This is a genomic window from Peptoniphilus harei (genome assembly GCF_016726485.1).
GTDB classification, from domain to species: Bacteria; Bacillota; Clostridia; order Tissierellales; family Peptoniphilaceae; genus Peptoniphilus_A; species Peptoniphilus_A harei.
Genome location: NZ_CP068103.1, coordinates 1,401,062 through 1,420,016 on the forward strand (window position 1 = coordinate 1,401,062; position 18,955 = coordinate 1,420,016).

Here is an 18,955-nt window from a genome sequence, read left to right on the forward strand (position 1 = left end):
GGGCAATAACCCAGGTTTTTTTATCTTATATTTTCTAAAAATCTCGCCACACAATAGGAGGCAGAAGGAACCATTGAATAATATTGGTCTTCATAGGCAAGGGCAAAGGATGAGATATAAATATTTTCTGCCTTCTTAAGTGGAATTGCAAGGATAGAATTTCCGTCTTTAATCATGGACTTATCTTTTTTTGCTAGATAAGCAGAAATTTCTTTTAGGCTAGAATTTTTGTCCTCATTATCTAAGAAGAATTCAAAATAAAGTTGAGGCTTGCCCTCCACATAATCGTAGTAAACATCAACTAGGTTTTTGCCGATTTTTTCTGGACTATGGAGACTCACTCCCAGCTCATCAACAAATTCCATTTCAACAGACCTATAAATATCTTCTATGTCGATAATTTTTTTGCCCTCTTCAGCGTGGGTGTACATGTATTTAACAGAAGCTTGGACTCCAAGGCCAAGCTTGTCCTTTTCAATGGAAACATTGGAACCTCTCTTGATGAAGATCAAGTAACCATCGCTAGTAACAACTGAGCAGTTAAAGCCCAAGAGATTGGATAAAGGAGATTCAGAAAGACTTGGAAAGAGGGGACCATAGAGTAAGTCATCTCTTATAGTCCTCTTGTTCTTGTGGACGTAATCAATCATCCTGTTTGATGCACAAAAGTCAAAGTAATTTGTCCTTGAAGTTTTTAATACGACCTTGTCCTCAAGCTCCGTAAGATCATCAAGCCTGATACACTTGTTGTTGTAAATATTTGAATTCTTATGAACATCCTTTAAAATATTTAAATTTTCTTTTAAGCTTTCTTCCATTTGAAAGATTTCTTCCCTATCTCTCAAACTTATTTCCTTGCCCTTGCAGTCAGCCAACTTTCTTATGGGGAAGACTTGATCTTCATTAAAATTAAAATCATCATCATCTTCATAAAACTTTCTTCTAACTTTTGAAGGAATTTTATCTAGCTTGGTGTTTTTAAATTCATAAAAGTAACCGTACTTTTTATCAAGGGGATACTTTTTTATCAGAGACTTGTAATCATCAGTAGTTTTTAAGGAGTCTTCTTTCTTCACAGAAACAAAATTTATAATTGTAACAATAAAAAAGTCAATCAAGAGGATAGCTATGGCAGCAGTAAAGACTGTTATATCTAAGTATTCATCGAGATCAAAGGTCTTGTAAATTTTTATGGCAAAGAAAAGAACTATTATGTTTAAGCTGAGCCTAATAAAAATATCTTGGCTTATGAGATTTGTCAGGTACTTCTTTAATCTTTTATAAAAAATAACAAATTTTCTTTCTAACATTTTTTATACTCCTAATAAAATTTTGCAAAAAACTGCCTTCTTAACAATAATTATATACAAAAATTATTTTAATAACAGGAAGAAATTATTTGAAAGAAATAAAAAATCATAAAAAAAAGAGGGCCAAGCCCTCTCTTAAAAATATTACATATCTTTTTCTATTAACTTACCTGTTTCATAGTCGTAAGTGTAAGTGATGTCTTTGTTTCCATTAACAACTTCAACACTTACTTCATATTTTCCGTTGTCAAATTCAACTTCGTATTCTCCAGCTTCATAGCCTTGACCTGCGTCCTTTAAAGCTTCTGCCATGTATTTGTCAACTGCTTCGATCATTTCTAATTGTAGGTCAGCTGTCTTAGCTGATGTGTTTTCTGCTTCAAACTCGTCCTTTACAATGTCGCCAGTCACTGCGTCAACTGTAACTTCATATTCGTTTTCAGCATCATAACCATTAACCTTGTAGTAAGCTTTTCCATTTTCAATATCAAGTTGGAAGGATTCAATCTTAGCATCTGCATGAAGTTTTTTGAATCCGTCAAAAGCAATACCAGGGTCTAGGTTAGCAACAGCTCCCTTATTTACAGCTGTTTCTTCTTTTGTTTGTGCATCAGCCTTATTGTCAGTTGCATTTTTGTTAGCATTTGTTTTATTTGCATTAGCACTTTCTTCAACCTTAGTGTTCTTAGCATTAGAATTTGCTAGATCCATTGCTTGGTTTTTTGGTCCACAAGCAGTAAGTGTTAGTGCAAGTCCTAGTCCAAGTGTTGTCATTAAAATTTTCTTATTCATTATAAATTTTCCTCCAATTTAAAGTTCTTTTAATTTTGCCTATACTTATGTTACCCGAAAATGAGAGTGATAAACATTTGTCAAATTATAAATATTCAAAAATTTAATATATGAAACTACTGAGTTTATGGTATAATGAAAAAAAGAAAAATCCCAGACTGAGGAAAATATTTTAGTAAATAGGAGGTGAGATTTTTGGACACGAAATCTAATAAGAAGTCTCTTAGCAATATGGTCTATAGAGATTTAAAAGATAAAATCTTAAAAAATAAATTACTGCCAGGAGACAAACTTATTGAGATGGAAATCGCTTCTAAACTCGATGTATCTAGAACACCAGTTAGAGAGGCCCTAAAAAAACTTGAAAAGGAAGGACTTGTTACAAGTTTTCCAAGAAAATCTTATATTGTTTCAAAAATTTCTGTCAAAGAAGCCAAAAATCTTTATATAGTTAGAAAGTCGCTGGAGCCTCTTTGTGTTGAACTCTTGGCAGAAAAGGGCTTAACAGAAAAGACAAAATATTTCGAAAAGGTCAACGAAGATCTTAGGCTTGCCATTGAAAATGATGAGGAAGAACTTGCCCAAAACTTAATCATTGAATGGAACATGGCTCTTGTTAAGTCATTAAATAATGAAATATTAATTGAAGTTATGACAATGGTCAACAAAAGGCTTTATAGGTTTGGTAATTTTATTTTTAGAAATAAAGAAAATTATCAAAGACACTATGAAAATTTGCAAAAAATTTATAATTTAATCGAAGAGAAAAAACCTGAGGAAGCTAGAGAAGCAAGTGAAAGAACCATTGAAGCTATCTATGAAATGTTTGAAGAGCAAGCAGACTATAGAATGTTTAGAAAATAAAATAAAAAAAACACTTGACAGGAGTGTTTTTTTTATTTATAATTATCTTTGTTGTACTGATGGTACAGACAAGTTAATAAGTTTTGCACCTTTAGCTCAGTTGGTAGAGCAACTGACTCTTAATCAGTGGGCCTACGGTTCGAGTCCGTAAAGGTGCACCATTTAAAAGCCTGTGAATGCAATGTTCGCAGGCTTTTTGCTTTATATTTTAAATTTGAAAAAAGAAAGTTCATAAAATCTAAAGGATAAAAGGAGTAAAGATGATAAGTGAAAGTATTATGGAAAAATTAGAAAATGAGTATATCGCTAGGTTTGGAGATTTATTCCCAAACATGGGAATATCAAGAGAATATGAAAAAGAGATAATATTAACTTGTTTAGATAAAGGCAAGGATGCTTACGAGTTAGGATATTTTGATTTAGAAAAATATTATTAAGAGCACACTGACGATAATGTTAGGGTGCTTTTTTTGTTACAAATAATTATATAAACATGACTGTAAGTAGTGTAGAATTTAAGCTTAAAATTGACACTACGTATGACTACGTGGTAAAATAAAACTGTCAGGAGGTAGGTATACATGCCGATGACACAAGATGAAATGGTCAAGATACTTAAAAAGAATGGTTTTGAAGTAGTAAAAGGTGGCAAGGGTAGTCATGTAAAAATGACAAAGCCTGGCCTAAAAAGACCAATCATTATTCCACATGGGGAACTTCAAAAGGGAACTGAGCGTGGAATACTAAAAGAGGCGGGGCTGAAATAGCCCTACTTCTTATAACAAGAGAGGTGGTAATTATGTTAGTTTCTTATCCAGCTATTTTTTATTATAGTCCAGAAGAGAAAGGTTATTATGTTTATATGCCAGATATTGAAGGAGCAGGCACTCAAGGTGATTCAATAGAAGAAGCTTTATTGATGGCTAGCGATTACTTGGGAATAATGGCGGGCTCTATAATTGAAGGCGGAGATACTTTGCCAAAACAATCAGCCATAAGTGATCTGTCTATTGAAGATAATTTTCCCTTTAAAGATGATCCTGAATTTGATGGGTTTTATGACTATTCAAAGTCCTTTATTTCTCTTGTCTATGTTGATTTAAAGGATTATTTGGGAAGCCAAGAGCTTGTTAAAAAGACCTTATCTATACCTAAGTGGAGTAATGACCTAGGTAATAAATTGAATTTAAATTTTTCTAAGCTATTAACTGAAGCTATTGTAAATATCGCCAAGAATTAAAATTTTGAAATTAAGATTAAACACTCTTTTTTTAAGAGTGTTTTTTAATGTGCGAAGCTTAAACATAGATTATGATATAATAGGAAAATTAAAAAAATAAAATAAAAATTACTTACAATGATCAATCTTCGGAAGAAACTTTTTGTGAACAATTTATTAAAATTTAAAACAAAATAAATTAATCTAAAATTGCGTTATACCTAACTTGATAGAGAATGGTATATTTTATATAATTAATCACATGGTCTAAAACGGAAAACTATAACAAGGGAAGAAATTTAGATTCTTCTTTTTGTTTTTCTTATTTTATAGTATTATATAAAAGAGTTGGTGATTGAATGGGAAATAATGTGATTGGCTTTTATGACAGCGGAGTAGGTGGACTTTCTGTTTTAAAAGTCGCTTTAAATAAAATAAAAAATAAAAACTTCGTCTTCTTTGGGGATACTCTTAGGATGCCCTACGGTGCCAGGACTGACGAAGAGATTAAAAATTATACAATGGAGGTTATGGGTTTTTTCAAAGATCTTGACGTGGACCTTTCTATAATTGCTTGTAATACTGCAACAAGCCACGGCCTCAAGGAGTCCAATGAAAAATACAAGTATCCGATTATTGGGGTTGTTGAACCAGGTAGTGAGAACACTCTTGAGAGGACTAAGACTAAGAAGGTTGCCCTTGTTGCAACAAAGTCTTGTGTGGAGAGTGGCGTTTATGACAAGGTCTTAAAGTCTATGGATCCATCTATTGAACTTAAATCAGTCTACTGTCCTGACCTAACTCTTGCCATTGAGAGAGGCGAGTTTGAAGAAGAATACATGGACGGGATTGTTAAGAAGTACTTAGACTACTTTGGTGACTACGACTTCGACACAATGATTCTCGGTTGTACTCACTATCCCCTAGTGGAAGATTCCTTTAAGAGGGTCTTAAAAAAACAAGGCAAAAAAGTTTTAATGGTTGACCCAGCCTACAAGACTGTCCTTGATGCCATGAACATTTTGAAAATAGAAAAGGACCATGAGGAAGTTCCCAATAGGTCCATTGACTTTTATATAACTGGTGACATTGATATGTTCCGTTCTACTATGGAAAAGATCGTAGACCTTTCAGGTTTTGAGGTAAACTTCCATAAAGTGGACATTAAAGATTTAGAAAAATATAGGTAAGAAAAAAGGCTTCATAAATCATGAAGCCTTATTTTTGTTTAGGTCGTAAATAATTTTAAGTCCGTAGATGCCTAGGTCGTCGTCTCTTATTAAGTCGTACTTACATAGCTTTAAGAGATGGCCATAGGGTCCAGTGATTAAAATATTTGTATTTTCTTTTGCAAGAGAATAAGATTCTACTATTTCATCAATTATCCCAAGGACAGCCTTCTTGTAGCCGTAGTAAAGGCCCCTTTGGATTGCTTTTTCAGTATTTTTACCAATTACATCATCAGGCCTTTTTAATTCAACATGAGGGAGCTTTGCACTACCTCTCACAAGTGAATCTTGAAGCAAGTTGATTCCTGGCAGGATTAGTCCTCCCAGGAATTCTTTTTTTGCATTGATATAGTCAATTGTTGTAATTGATGATGCAGAAACTATTATTATATTTTCTGTGTAGATTCTTGTGGCAGCAACTGCCTTTATGATCCTGTCTGAGCCTACTTCTCTTGGACTTTCACATTTTATGTTTAAACCAGTCTTGACTCCAGCAGAGATAAAAATTGGCTTCTTGCCAATGAGTTCTCTTGAGATTATTTCATAAGAAGAAGAGAGTTCTGGCACCACGTTTGAAATAATTATTTCATTGATGTCAGAGAGTTCTATATTTTTATCCATTAGTATGAGTTTAATCGTGAGTTTAATTTCAACCACAGACCTATTTTTGTCAGTTGTAATTGAAAACTTATCGATTAAGTCATCTTGACTGAAGACAGCGAAGTCCGTTGTCCTATTGTCTATATCAATTGCAAGTAACATATTAACCCCTTCTTGATTTCAAAGCTTTTATAACTGCTGTAGTAATTATAACAGATAGGATAGCTTCAGGTATTCCAGATGTAACTGACACACCAAGGATTGCTGATTTTGCATTTTCTAGTGGAATGTCTAGAGCCTCAACATATCTCTTGGCATAAATTAGATAAATTCCACCAAGTACTAAGACTGTGTTAGTCATTGATCCCACAAAGGCACCTATGGCAATAGGGAAGTCCTTCTCATTTGATTTGAAAGAGTAAACTAAAAATCCAAGGCAAAGGGCAAGTAGGATTACTACAAAAGTAATATTTAGTGTTGATCCACCAGTCTTAATATTCTTATAAAGTAAGTAAACTAAGAAAATTGAAATTAGTCCCCAAAGTCCCTTAGTTAAGTTTCTCAAGTTCTTGTCTTCCATCTTCTTCATTGCAGCATAAGAGTAATAGGAAGTTATCCCAATTAAAACTCTTGGCAAGACAGAAATTAGTGGATTGTAAAAGACAAAGGCAACGGGACTTGCATTTCTTAAAATTGCATTTAAGAGTGATGACACTCCAAAGATAAGTCCAACCATGGCTCCCACCACAGGTCCCTCTGCTATGGCTCCAATAATTACTGGTATGTGCATAGTAGTTGCATTGATAACTCCCAGTGGAATAAGTCCAAGGGGAGTTAGACTAAGAACAACTGTGATGGCACCAAGCATGGCAGCTATCACTAGCCTTCTGTTACGTTCAGTGTTTCGATTCATTTTACCTCCGATAGGGTTCGTGTAGATACCCTTCATTTTTCCATCAATTTTATTTGATAGTCCTATAGCTTACAAGCCCACCTGAATCCTCTGCTGAATAAATTGCATTGGCAATAGACCTAGAAATAGTCTTTGCAGCGAGAATTCCAACTAAATTTATATCTGCTTCAACTTGGCCGCTTGCAAGTGTAAATATTGTATCTCCATCGTTCATGGTGTGGACTGGGTTAATTGATCTTCCATATCCATCATGAGCCATTTGTGAGATCTTATTACAGTTTGCCTTAGTAAGCCTTGCGTTTGTTGCAACAAGAGAAATTGTAGTGTTGGCAGGGCTAAATTGATTATAATCTTTAAGCTGCTTTTCGTAAAGGGCACAAGTGTCTAAAAATTTTTTATTTTTCCTGTCATAAACTCCAGCAATTCTCTTACCTTCTTCATAATCAAAAATATCTCCCATGGCATTAAGGGCAACAATAGAAGAGACAACAAGGTCGCCAACCTTTACAGAGGACTGGCCTATGCCTGACTTCATGGCAAAGTCATTTCCCAAGATTTTTCCAACGCTGGCGCCACAACCTGCCCCAAAGTTTCCCTGAGTTTCATCCTTTTCCTTGGCAGACTTCGCAGCCTCATATCCCATTTTAAAATCGGGTCTGACCTTTGAGTCGCCCACTGCAAGGTCAAATAGGACTGCGCCAGGAACTATGGGAACTATTCCAACTCCCACGTCGAAGCCTGCGCCCTTTTCTTCCAAAAACTTCATGATGCCGCCGCCAACATCAAGACCATAGGCAGACCCGCCAGTTAAGAAAACTCCGTGGACCTTTTGGACCAAGTTCTCTGCTCTTAGAAGATCAGTTTCACGAGTGCCAGGTCCTGCTCCACGAACATCAACTCCTGCAGTAAAACCATCTTCGCACAAGATAACACTTGTCCCAGTAAGGGCAAGTTCATCTTCTGCGTGACCAAGTTTTATCCCTTTAACATCTGTCAAAAAACCTTCGTACATATTTCCTCCTTATTTATAAAAAGATTTTTAGCTTATAAAAACTTCCTAAGTTATCAAAAATTATAATCTTATAAAAACTTATAAAGTGACAAAAACTTGTGAAGTCATAAAAATTTATGAAGTTACAAAAAATTTATAAAGTGACAAAAAATTCCCAAGTCATAAAAATTTATGAAGTCACAAGTAAAATCTAATCACTAACAAAATATCAAAAAACCCCATCAAAGTCGATGAGGTTTAAAAAATTATTTATTTTTTCTCTTTTCATTTACAGACGTAACCTTGTCTTCAAAGGAATAGTCCTTGTCACGTCTGTCGTCAATTTTTACAACAGTGTAGACCCTGTCTGCACCTGCATCAAAAACTGACTCTTGCATTCTTCTTATTACATCGTATAAAACTTTTAAATCGTCATGGGCAATTGTCGTTCCCATTGGATTTAGTTCATATCTTAGTCCATCAACTTCTCCAATAGAGTCAAGGGCACCTGCAATGTACTTGCTCACAGATGTTGTCTTTGTTCCTATAGGTATAAGTGTTAATTCTGCTACTGCCATTTCTTCCTCCTAGTCACTAATCCTTGGCAGGTTCCAATTCTTTTTCACTGCCAAGAGTCTAAATATTAAAACTGTAAAAAAACAAATTATCATGGAAACCTGGTCGCCTAAAAAATTTCTCGTGAGAAGAAAAACTATAGAGCCCAAGATGCAGGCGCCGGCATAAATTTGTTCCTTGAAGATAAAGGGGATAGTGCCTGCCAAGACGTCACGAATCATTCCGCCGCCAACTCCTGTTATGGAACCAACAAAGATGAGCAAAAACTTCTTATCAAGACCTAGGGAAAGGGCAGTTGTCATTCCAGTGATAGTAAAAGACGCAAGACCAATTGTGTCGCTAAGGATCATGAACTCATTCATAAAGATTAGGACCTGTCTTGATGTGAAGTTTTTCCTAAAATAGAAAAACATAAAAACTAGAACTGAAAAGACAGTGGAGATGATTGCGTTAGTTGAATTTTGAAACATATTTGGTGGATTGATGCCAAGGACCAAGTCACGAACAAAGCCTCCCCCAAGGGCAGTGACAAGACCAAGAACTATGACGCCAAGTATGTCCATCTTTTTCTTGCAACCAAGTATGGCACCGGAAATTGCAAAGGCAATTGTCCCGATGATGTCAAAAAATACATTGAACTCTAAATAATTTCCAATCATAAAGTCATTATACCAAAGTTTAAATTTGTGGAAGTGGTAAATTGCAATAAATTAGAAAAAAAATTTTAAACTTTGTTATAATATTAATAGTATTGGAGGAATTATGAGCTTACTTATAAAGAATATTTCTTATTTGGATATAGAGAATGAAAAAATTGTCGATAAGGCAGATATTTTTATAGAAGAAAATAAAATAAAAAAAATTGGAAAAGATTTAAAGCTTGATGCAGATGAGGTCTTTGATGGAGAGAACAAACTCTTAACTCCAGGCTTTGTAAATGCCCACACCCACCTTGGCATGTCTTATTTTAGAAATTATGCCGACGACTTGGCACTTATGGACTGGCTTGAAAATGAAATTTGGCCCATAGAAGCAAAGCTAAACCCAGAAGACATCTATTGGTCTTCTAAGCTTTCTATTATTGAAAACATAAAGTCGGGTGTCACTTCCTTCTGTGATATGTATTACGAAATGGATAAGGTTGGGGATGCTGCTATTGAAGCTGGAATTCGTGGAGTCTTAACTCGTGGCATGACAGATGTTGACGGAGAAGGAGAAGCAAAGCTTAAAGAATTTGACGACCTTTACAAGAACTACCAGGAGAAAGCTAATGGGAGAATTAGGGTTGTCCCTGCACCACACGCAATTTATACTTGTTCAACAGAATTCTTAAAGGAAATTTCAAAAAGGGCAAGGGAAAGATATGACAAGATAATTCACATCCACCTTTCTGAAACTCTTACAGAAGTTGAAAATTCTAAAAAAGAATATGGAATGACACCAATTGAATATGTGAACTCCTTAGGCATGCTTGATAGCCAAATTATTGCAGCCCACTGCGTTCACATCACTGATGAAGAAATTGAACTTGTTAAGGATAAAAAATTCTTCCCAGTTTACAATCCCTCATCAAACTTAAAACTTGCCAGTGGTTTCACACCAGTTGATAAATTATTAAAAAACAATATCACCTTGGCACTGGGAACTGACGGCGACTCATCAAACAACAACCAAGACTTTGTAGAAGAAATGCACATAGGTGGCATTGTAAATAAGGCTGTTACCATGAATGAAAAGGCTGTGCCAGCTATAGAAATTTTAAAAATGGCAACAGTAAATGGAGCAAGGGCCCTTGGCTTTGAAAATCTTGGTTTGATTAAGGAAGACTACCTTGCAGACCTAACAATTTTTGATTTAGATTCAAATTCTTTCACACCGAGAAACAATTTGATCTCAGCCCTAGTTTATTCAGCAAATTCATCTGATGTGGAAGCAGTTATCTGCGACGGCAACTTTATCATGAAAGATAGGGAAATAGTAAAGCTAGATGAAGATGAAGTAAGACAAGTGGTTAATGAAAGATGGGAAGACATTAAGAGGAGATAAGACATAAGACTATGGAAAATAAAATAAAGAATTTTTTAAAAATTATCTTAAAGCTTTTTGTCTTGCTCTTTGCAATTGCCATCTTCACTAGTGGGGTTATGCTGGCCCTGTCCCTAATTTTTTACGGGCAAACTTATTTTAATGATGATTATAAAAATGCAAACCTAATAATGTTAATGGGGACTACAGGTCAACTACTGGCTGCCATAATATTTGTAAAATATGTTTTGAAAAAGAAGATGGACTTCATCTTCTTCAAGAGAGAAGGTCTTGCCAAGAACATTGGACTTGGACTCTTCCTTGGATTCTTACAAATTTCTATCTATGTTTTGCTAGACATGGGAAGGGGAGCCCTTGGATACCAGGGGATTAACTTAGGCAATTTAAATTTAATTTTCCTTGCCTACTTCATGGCCTTCTTTATCCAGTCAACATCTGAAGAAGTTTTGGTAAGGGGAATCCTAACAAGAGTTCTCTATAACAATTATGGAAGAAGGCTCGCAATCCTACTTCCATCAATTTTCTTTGGACTCTTGCACCTGGGCAATGAAGGAGTGACAATTTTATCTACCTTAAACACAATCTTGGTGGGAATATTTTTTGCAAAGTTGTTATTTTATTCAGAAAATATTATGTTGACTTCTGGAGTCCACGCCGGCTGGAACTTTTCCATGGCAATGATTTACGGACTAAATGTTAGTGGCTTTAGCGGCTTTGACAGCTTACTTAATTTTAAAATTTTAAATTACAACTTGTACGACAAAACTTATGGGCCAGAGGGAAGCATCCTCGTGACCTTTATTGAAATTATTAGTATTTTAATTATATTTTATTTGGAAAAAAGAAAGAGAGATAAAAAATGGAAGATAAAAAAATAGTTTACTCTGGGATCCAACCTTCTGGTTCCCTCACTATTGGAAATTATATTGGGGCCCTAAAGAACTTTATTGGCCTTCAAGATGAATACAACTGCCTATACTGTATCGTTGACATGCACGCAATCACTGTGGCACAAGAGCCAAAGGACCTTAGGAAGAACACACTTGATGTCCTTGCCCTTTACCTTGCAGCAGGACTTGACCCAAAGAAGTCAATTATTTACATCCAATCCCATGTGCCGGCTCACGCTGAACTTGGTTGGGTCCTAAATACAATGACAGGCCTTGGACAACTTCAAAGGATGACACAATTCAAGGACAAGTCAAGCAAGTACACTGATGTTCAAGCAGGACTTTTAAATTATCCAGTCCTAATGGCAGCTGACATCTTGCTTTACAACACATCTTACGTTCCTGTAGGCGAAGACCAAAAGCAACACATAGAAATTACAAGAGACTTGGCCCAAAGATTTAATTCAAGATATTCTGAAACTTTTACAATTCCAGAAATTTTGACACCAAAAGTTGGGGCAAGAATAATGTCACTTAAGGATCCTTCTTCAAAGATGTCTAAGTCTGATTCAAATAAGGATGGATTTATTTTAATTCTTGATTCAGAAGACGACACAAGAAAGAAAATCAAGAGAGCTGTCACAGATTCATCTGGCGAGTTTAGATATTCTGATGACCAACCAGGCTTAAAGAATCTTATTAACATTCACGCTTCCTTCTCTGGCATGAGCCCAGAAGAAATTGTCAAGAAATACGAAAACCTTGGCTACGGAGACTTCAAGGAAGACCTTGGAGAAGTTGTTGTTGAAGGTCTAAGACCACTTCGTGAAAGATTTAAAGAAATAAGGAGCGACAAGGCCTATCTTGAATCAGTTTACAAAGAAGGTGCAGAAAAGGCATCTTACCTTGCAAACAAAACCCTAAGAAAGGTTTATAAAAAAGTTGGATTTATCCCTAGATAATCAAGTATTTATTGATTTCAAAGATTTTTTGTGGTATCTTTTATATTAATTAGGGGGTGCCTTATGGCAAAGAAAATAATTCTTGTTCTTGCTGTGATTCTTCTTGGAGGATATTTTGCTTATCCAGGCATTCAAGGCAAGATGAACGAGGCAAGACTTAAGAGAGAAAATCCTAATGCAGAGATTATCGGTAAGGCAGATGGACCGACAGCTATTTTTACCACAAATAATAAAAATACTGATAAAGATAGAGATGGAGAAAAAAATAATAATCAAGAAGCAGACTATGCAGGTGCTATAGGAATAATTGGTGGGTCTGATGATTCCGGGGTCTTATATCCAAAGGTGGAGCCAGATTCTGAATTTACCTTCCAAGCTTCTGATATTTTAAGTGCCAAGAATTTTATTTTTGAATCTTCATCAGTAAAAAGTGACCTTGAGAAAGATTATGACAATGCAGCAAGAGCTTTTGGCTTTGGAAGTGAAGCTAAAGAGCCAGAAAAGGATGACAAGATAGAAGATGTGACAATTATTGGAGCAGTCATAAACTCAAAGGGGTTTAGTGGTGACAAGTTGGTATTAGATATTAACACCTATTCCAATGTTAAAAATTTAATGAAATCTACTTACATCTTAGGATTTGAAGATGAAAATGGAAATGAAATAAAAGAACTAAAGGTAAGAGTAAATTCTTCAGAGCCAGAAGATCATCAAAATGTAAGAGAAGAAATTGGTGGGATTGATAAGTACGATAAGGTAATCATATATTTAAAGCAAGTAGAAGTTGTAGAAAACAATGATTATACAAGTTACCTCACTCCTATACAAAATTTGACAATAGAAAAATAAATTAGCAATAAAAAAGAGGATTGTAAAAATTTATAGATAGAGAGGGACTGGTTGCTGAGAAGTCCTTATAAACTTTACAATTGTAGCTTTTTTTGCTTCTTTGGTGAAATTAGTAGCCAGAGACGACTTATCTCGTTAAAGATTATAGAGTGTTTATTGAAAAATAAAAATTAAGGTGGTACCGCGTCTTTCGTCCTTAGGGATGGAGGACGCTTTTTTATTTTTTTAATTTTATAAAATTGTAAATAATGAAAAAATTATAAATTAGGAGGAAAAATGAAAGAATTAAACAAAACCTATGATCCAAAAGATTTTGAAGAAAAAATCTATGACTATTGGATGGAAAATAATTACTTTAGGGCAGAGGTTGATGAAAACAAAAAACCTTACTCAATAGTAATGCCACCTCCAAACGTAACAGGCAACCTTCACATGGGTCACGCCCTTAACAATACAATCCAAGACGTCCTCATTAGGACAAAAAGGATGCAGGGCTACTCTGCACTTTGGTTACCGGGAACTGACCACGCATCAATTTCCACAGAAGCTAAGGTTGTAGAAAAGCTTAGGAATGAAGGCATAGACAAGGAAGACATTGGAAGAGAAAAGTTCTTAGAACACGCTTGGGATTGGACTCACGAATACGGTGGCAACATTGTAAACCAACTTAAGAAGCTGGGAATTTCTTGCGACTGGTCAAGACAAAGCTTTACACTTGACGACAATCTTTCCAACGCTGTTGAAGAAGTTTTTATAGAACTTTATGACAAGGGACTTATCTATCGTGGCAACAGGATCATCAACTGGTGTCCATCTTGCGAAACTTCAATCTCTGATGCAGAAGTTGAACACGAAGAAAGTGATGGAAATATTTGGTACTTCAAGTATCCTTTTGCAGACAGGGAAGGTGGAATTGAAATTGCAACAACAAGACCTGAAACTATCCCAGGAGACCTTGCCATTGCAGTAAACCCTGAAGATGAAAGATACACTGACCTTATTGGTGAGTACGTAATGATCCCAGTGATGGACAACAAAAAAATTCCAATTATTGCTGATGATTATGTTGAAATGGACTTTGGTTCTGGTGCAGTAAAGATCACTCCATCCCACGACCCTAACGACTTCGAAGTTGGAGCTCGTCATGACCTTGGCCAAAATATAATTATGGACGGCAAGGGATATTTAAATGAAAATGCTGGAGCCTACGCAGGCCTAGAAAGATATGAAGCAAGAGAAAAAATCATAGAAGACTTTGAAAAACTTGGCTTCTACATTGGCAAGAAGCACCACCACAACGCTGTTGGTCACTGTGAAAGATGTCACACAGTTATTGAACCACTGATTTCTAAGCAATGGTTCGTTAAGATGGCACCACTTGCTAAGCCAGCCCTTGAAGAATACAGGAAGGGCAACCTAAACATTGTTCCAGAAAGGTTTGGAAAAGTTTATGAAAACTGGCTAGAAAATATTCGTGACTGGAACATCTCAAGACAATTATGGTGGGGACACAGGCTTCCAGTTTGGTATTCTGATACTGACGATGAAATTGTAATCTCAAGAGAAGACCCATCAAACACTAAGGGATACGAAGGCAAGACTTATACCCAAGACCAAGACACACTTGACACTTGGTTCTCATCAGCCCTTTGGCCTTTCTCAACTCTTGGTTGGCCAGAAAAGACTCCAGAGTATGAATACTTCTATCCAACAAATGTACTTGTAACAGGCTACGACATCATCTTCTTCTGGGTAATCAGGATGGTATTTTCTGCCCTAGAACAAACTGGCAAGCTTCCATTTAAAGATGTATTCCTAAATGGACTTGTAAGAGATGACCAAGGAAGAAAGATGTCAAAATCTCTTGGCAACGGAATCGACCCGCTTGACATCATTAGAGACTACGGTGCCGATGCTCTTAGATTTACCCTTGTAACAGGCAACACACCAGGCAACGACATGAGGTTTTACACTAAGAGGGTTGAAGCAAACAGGAACTTTGCCAACAAACTTTGGAATGCAACAAGATTCTTAATGATGAACATGTCTGATGAAATCGAAGATTCCAACTTTGATGTAGCTAAGCTTCACTACCAAGACAAGTGGATAATTTCAAAACTACAAAAAGTTATAAAATCAATTACAGAAAAAATTGACAAGTACGAAATTGGACTTGCAGCAGACGACATCTACGACTTCATCTGGTCTGACTTCTGCGACTGGTACATTGAAATTGTAAAACCAGTCTTATATTCTGACGATGTGGAAGAAAAAACAAACACAGTAAAAGTTTTATTATATGTATTAGAAAACATCTTGAAGCTTCTCCATCCATTTATGCCATACATCACAGAAGAAGTTTGGCAAGCCCTACCTAACAGGAAGGAAGCTTTGATTCTTGCTTCTTGGCCAGAATATAATGAAGACCTTGTATTTGAAAAAGAAGAGAAGGCAACAGAATATATTGAAAATGCCATTCGTGAAATCAGAAATGCAAGAAGCGAAATGAATATAGAAAATTCAAAGAAGTCAAACACTCTTGTCTACACTAAGGACGATGAAGTGAGAGAAATCTTTGAAGAAATGAAGGGACTTCTTCTAAATCTTGGCTACTCAAACTCTGTAGAAATTACAGATGACGAAGGCAAGAAAAATTCAGAAAATATTGCCATAGTTCTCGACAAGGCAGAAATCCAACTTCCACTTAAGGAACTTGTGGACTTTGAAAAGGAACTAAAGAGACTTCAAAAGGACAAGAAGGAAGCTGAGGGCGAACTAAAAAGAGCCAAGGGCAAGCTTGCCAACGAAGGTTTTGTTTCAAAGGCACCAGCAAAACTCATCGAAGAAGAAAAGGCAAAAGTAATTAAGTACGAAGAGATCCTAAAGACAGTTGAAGGACAAATTGCAAAGGTAGAAAAGAACCTATGACATATCAAGAAGTTGTAAAAAACATAGAGTCCAGGATTGGCAAGTTCAAGTCCAAGGGCAATGTGAGGATCAAGGCCTTCTTAGAAAATATTGGATCACCCCACAAGAACTTAAAGGTCATCCACATTGCTGGGACCAACGGCAAGGGGTCTACAGTTAGCTTTATCAAGGACATCTTAAAGGAAGATTACAAGGTGGGGTCCTTTGTTTCTCCCCACCTCATAACCTACTGCGACAGGATAAAAATTGGGGACACAGAAATTTCCCAAGAGGACTTTGCAGAACTTGGAGACTTTATAATTGAAAAAGAAAAAGACATTGTAGAAGAATACGGCGACCTCAACCTCTTTGAATTTTTGACAATTATGGCAATAATTTACTTTGAAAGAGAAGGGGTAGACCTTGCTATACTTGAAGTTGGCATGGGTGGTCGTGCAGACTCTACAAATATCTTCACAAGTCGTGAAAAATTAATTTCTATTATCACGTCAATTTCCATGGACCACATGGAATACCTTGGCGATACCATAGAAGAAATTGCCGATGCCAAGGCTGGTATCATCCAAGAAGATGGACTTGTAGTAACCACAAACAGAGATCCAAAAATTCTTGGAGTAATAGAAAAAGAAGCCAAAGAAAAGTCTGCCGAACTCTTCTACACCAAGGACCTTGAAAGTGAAATTTTAAAATCTGATTTAAGGGGAATTGACTTTAAATTAAAACTAGATGGGGAAGAAGAGGACTTACAGCTCACACAAATTGGTGACTACCAAGTGGAGAATGCCATAGGAGCAATTTATTCCCTTTACCTCTTAAACAAGAGGGGGATTTTAAAAATTTCTCTTGATGACATTAAAAAGAGAATAAAAACTTCAACTTGGAAGGGAAGGATGGAGATTGTCTCAAGAGACCCACTTATAATCTTAGACGGTGCCCACAACTTTGATGGAATCAAGAGATTAGTTGAATCCTTAGACAATTTTAAATTCAAAAAGCTCCACCTCATTATGTCAATCTTGGCTGATAAGGAACACAAGAAGATGCTAGAAGAAATTTCCTCTTACACCGATGAAGTTGTCTTCGTAAACTTGGACTACAAGAGGGGGACAAGCCCAGAAGAACTAAGTCGTGAGGCAAGTGAATATGGACTTAAGGGTCAGGTCATGACCATTGATGAAGCCTTGGATTATTATAAAAAAACTTATGAGGATGGCGACTTGATTTTAATTACAGGCTCTCTTTACTTTGTAAGTGAAGCCAGGTCCAAGATTTTAAACTACGATTACAGCATATAAATAAAAATAAAAAAAGATTAGGTTTTGAGACCTAATCTTTTTTTGATGGAAAATTTATTTTAACTTATAAAGTTTTATAAAGTATCTATAATTAAGCAAGTTGTTAGAAACTAGGAAGCCACAAATACTTATAAAGTTATAAGTATTCATAAGCATCCTAACACCTATAAGCTTATAAATTTTTTTAATCTTTCAAATATTATTAAACTTAAAAAAAATTATGAAGTCATAAATATTTATAAACTTACAAAAATTAATTTATAAAGAAAGCAAAAGAAAAAGACCGTGGATTCTTCCACGGCCTTATATAAGAGTTAAATTATTTTGCATCTTTAGCAGTTTCTTTAACTTCTTCTTTTCCTTCTTTAACGTCTTTTTTGATTTCTTTTTTAGCTTCTTCAGTTTTTTCTTCGATCTTAGCTTCAGCCTTTAGGCCAATTTTTTCTACAGCTTCAACTAGAGCCTTAAGTTCGTTGTTAGCTTGTTCAAGAGTTGCATCTTTGTCTGCTACAATGTTTTTACCAGCTGCAACAGCGTTTTCGTAGTTAGTTTTAACTTCGTCAGTAGCTTTTTTGTATTCTTCAGAAGCACGAACTTCTTTTTCTTTAGCTAATTCTTTGTTGATAGCTTCTTTAACTTCTTCAAGTTTTGGAGCAACTTTTTCTTCCTTAACTTCTTCTTTTTCATTTACAACAGAAGTTAGAAGAACAGATTTAGTAGCTTCGTCATAACCAACGCCAAATCCAAGTTCTTTTCCAAGATCTCTTAACTTGTAGTAGTTAAGGTCATCAATCTTGTAAGCAGTAGCAGTAAGAGTTTTATCTCCAACTAGAACCTTGTCGTTAGTAAGCATACCCTTAGATTCAGCCTTAACTGGTTTTTGGTCAGATTCTACAACCTTGTAGTCAGCAGCCTTAGTAAGAGAAACAACTCCGTCCTTGTAGTCAACGCCGAATTTAGCTTGAGAGTCCTTAAGAACTGCAGCTAGGTCTCTAAGTTTGAAGTAGTTGTAACCGTCAATGTTGTATCCAGAGATAACAACGTCTTTTCCGTCAAGTTTAACTTTTTGGTTAGTAGCCTTAACGTCAATAGTCTTTACTTCTTTTTTAACTTCTTTAGCTTTTTCTTCAGCCTTTTCTTCTACTTTTTTAGCGTCTTTTTTAGCTTCTTCTTTTACTTCTTTAGCTTCTTTTTTTGCAGTTTCAGCTTTTTCTTTAGCTTCATCTTTAGCTTCAGTCATTTTTTCTGAAGCTTTTTCTTCAGTTTTTTTGCCAGCTTCTTCAGCCTTAGCTACTTTTTCTTTTCCTTCTTCAAGAACCTTTTCCATCTTAGTTGGTTCTTTAACGTCTTTAACAGCTTCAGTAACTTCAGCGAATACTGGGCTTGCAGTAGATAATAGCATTACTCCTGCTAGTGATAGTGATGTTAATTTCTTATTCATTTTAATTTTTCCTCCTAAAATATAAGTTAACCTTATTATACAGAATTCAC

The 18,955-nt window shown here is 35.6% G+C and carries 19 protein-coding genes, 1 tRNA gene and 1 other annotated feature; of the genes, 12 read left to right on the forward strand and 8 right to left on the reverse strand.

Going from position 1 to position 18,955, the window contains the following annotated elements; genetic code table 11:
• Nucleotides 1-20: 20 nt before the first annotated feature.
• Nucleotides 21-1,310: a hypothetical protein gene (locus I6I93_RS06535; RefSeq protein WP_112889889.1), complete on the reverse strand. Its 1,290-nt coding sequence runs from the start codon at nt 1,308-1,310 to the stop codon at nt 21-23.
• A 144-nt stretch (nt 1,311-1,454) separates the two neighbouring features.
• Nucleotides 1,455-2,102 carry a PepSY domain-containing protein gene (locus I6I93_RS06540; protein WP_112889890.1) on the reverse strand — a complete coding sequence of 216 codons (648 nt, stop codon included), beginning with the start codon at nt 2,100-2,102 and terminating at the stop codon, nt 1,455-1,457.
• Between the two features lie 186 nt (nt 2,103-2,288).
• Here I6I93_RS06540 and I6I93_RS06545 point away from each other — a divergent pair, with 186 nt between their 5' ends.
• From I6I93_RS06545 to murI, 6 genes are all read left to right on the forward strand, one after another.
• Nucleotides 2,289-2,966, forward strand: coding sequence for a GntR family transcriptional regulator (locus I6I93_RS06545; protein ID WP_236251343.1), 678 nt, complete (start codon nt 2,289-2,291; stop codon nt 2,964-2,966).
• An 85-nt stretch (nt 2,967-3,051) separates the two neighbouring features.
• Nucleotides 3,052-3,127, forward strand: a tRNA-Lys gene (locus I6I93_RS06550).
• Nucleotides 3,128-3,226: 99 nt separating this feature from the next.
• Entirely contained in the window at nt 3,227-3,403 is a 177-nt protein-coding gene (locus I6I93_RS06555) for a serine/threonine protein phosphatase (RefSeq protein ID WP_232012771.1), read from the forward strand.
• Nucleotides 3,404-3,547: 144 nt separating this feature from the next.
• Nucleotides 3,548-3,733, forward strand: coding sequence for a type II toxin-antitoxin system HicA family toxin (locus I6I93_RS06560; protein ID WP_112889891.1), 186 nt, complete (start codon nt 3,548-3,550; stop codon nt 3,731-3,733).
• A gap of 32 nt (nt 3,734-3,765) precedes the next feature.
• Nucleotides 3,766-4,206 (forward strand): type II toxin-antitoxin system HicB family antitoxin, encoded by a 441-nt coding sequence (locus I6I93_RS06565; protein ID WP_112889892.1) that lies wholly within the window; start codon nt 3,766-3,768, stop codon nt 4,204-4,206.
• 338 nt (nt 4,207-4,544) lie between these two features.
• The gene (murI, locus tag I6I93_RS06570; protein WP_112889893.1) at nt 4,545-5,375 is read left to right on the forward strand and encodes a glutamate racemase; all 831 of its coding nucleotides are present in this window, start codon (nt 4,545-4,547) and stop codon (nt 5,373-5,375) included.
• Between the two features lie 18 nt (nt 5,376-5,393).
• Here murI and I6I93_RS06575 read toward each other — a convergent pair whose 3' ends face one another.
• The 5 genes from I6I93_RS06575 to I6I93_RS06595 all read right to left on the reverse strand — a co-directional run bounded on the left by I6I93_RS06575 (nt 5,394) and on the right by I6I93_RS06595 (nt 9,153).
• The gene (locus I6I93_RS06575; RefSeq protein ID WP_112889894.1) at nt 5,394-6,176 is read right to left on the reverse strand and encodes a type III pantothenate kinase; all 783 of its coding nucleotides are present in this window, start codon (nt 6,174-6,176) and stop codon (nt 5,394-5,396) included.
• 1 nt (nt 6,177) lies between these two features.
• Complete coding sequence (locus I6I93_RS06580) at nt 6,178-6,927, reverse strand: ECF transporter S component (RefSeq protein ID WP_112889895.1); 750 nt, start codon at nt 6,925-6,927, stop codon at nt 6,178-6,180.
• Between the two features lie 49 nt (nt 6,928-6,976).
• Nucleotides 6,977-7,939, reverse strand: coding sequence for a P1 family peptidase (locus I6I93_RS06585; protein ID WP_112889896.1), 963 nt, complete (start codon nt 7,937-7,939; stop codon nt 6,977-6,979).
• 245 nt (nt 7,940-8,184) lie between these two features.
• Nucleotides 8,185-8,496, reverse strand: coding sequence for an MTH1187 family thiamine-binding protein (locus I6I93_RS06590; RefSeq protein WP_112889897.1), 312 nt, complete (start codon nt 8,494-8,496; stop codon nt 8,185-8,187).
• Nucleotides 8,497-8,505: 9 nt separating this feature from the next.
• Nucleotides 8,506-9,153, reverse strand: a complete 648-nt coding sequence (locus I6I93_RS06595; protein ID WP_112889898.1) for a trimeric intracellular cation channel family protein — start codon at nt 9,151-9,153, stop codon at nt 8,506-8,508.
• A gap of 103 nt (nt 9,154-9,256) precedes the next feature.
• Here I6I93_RS06595 and I6I93_RS06600 point away from each other — a divergent pair, with 103 nt between their 5' ends.
• The 6 genes from I6I93_RS06600 (at nt 9,257) to I6I93_RS06625 (ending at nt 17,464) form a co-directional block, all read left to right on the forward strand.
• Complete coding sequence (locus I6I93_RS06600) at nt 9,257-10,540, forward strand: amidohydrolase (protein ID WP_112889899.1); 1,284 nt, start codon at nt 9,257-9,259, stop codon at nt 10,538-10,540.
• An 11-nt stretch (nt 10,541-10,551) separates the two neighbouring features.
• On the forward strand, nt 10,552-11,418 hold the full coding sequence (locus I6I93_RS06605) for a CPBP family intramembrane glutamic endopeptidase (protein ID WP_112889900.1): 867 nt from the start codon (nt 10,552-10,554) through the stop codon (nt 11,416-11,418).
• Nucleotides 11,400-12,392: a tryptophan--tRNA ligase gene (gene trpS / locus I6I93_RS06610; protein ID WP_112889901.1), complete on the forward strand. Its 993-nt coding sequence runs from the start codon at nt 11,400-11,402 to the stop codon at nt 12,390-12,392. Before I6I93_RS06605 ends, trpS begins: the two co-directional genes overlap by 19 nt.
• 63 nt (nt 12,393-12,455) lie before the next feature.
• Nucleotides 12,456-13,241, forward strand: a complete 786-nt coding sequence (locus tag I6I93_RS06615; RefSeq protein ID WP_112889902.1) for a hypothetical protein — start codon at nt 12,456-12,458, stop codon at nt 13,239-13,241.
• Nucleotides 13,240-13,442, forward strand: a binding site (T-box leader). Its footprint overlaps the gene before it by 2 nt.
• A gap of 75 nt (nt 13,443-13,517) precedes the next feature.
• The gene (locus tag I6I93_RS06620; RefSeq protein ID WP_112889903.1) at nt 13,518-16,169 is read left to right on the forward strand and encodes a valine--tRNA ligase; all 2,652 of its coding nucleotides are present in this window, start codon (nt 13,518-13,520) and stop codon (nt 16,167-16,169) included.
• Entirely contained in the window at nt 16,166-17,464 is a 1,299-nt protein-coding gene (locus I6I93_RS06625; RefSeq protein WP_112889904.1) for a bifunctional folylpolyglutamate synthase/dihydrofolate synthase, read from the forward strand. The genes I6I93_RS06620 and I6I93_RS06625 overlap by 4 nt, the downstream gene beginning before the upstream one ends.
• Before the next feature lie 319 nt (nt 17,465-17,783).
• On the opposite strand, the gene I6I93_RS06630 is transcribed toward I6I93_RS06625, so the two are convergent.
• The gene (locus I6I93_RS06630) at nt 17,784-18,905 is read right to left on the reverse strand and encodes a hypothetical protein (protein WP_112889905.1); all 1,122 of its coding nucleotides are present in this window, start codon (nt 18,903-18,905) and stop codon (nt 17,784-17,786) included.
• Nucleotides 18,906-18,955 lie beyond the last annotated feature (50 nt).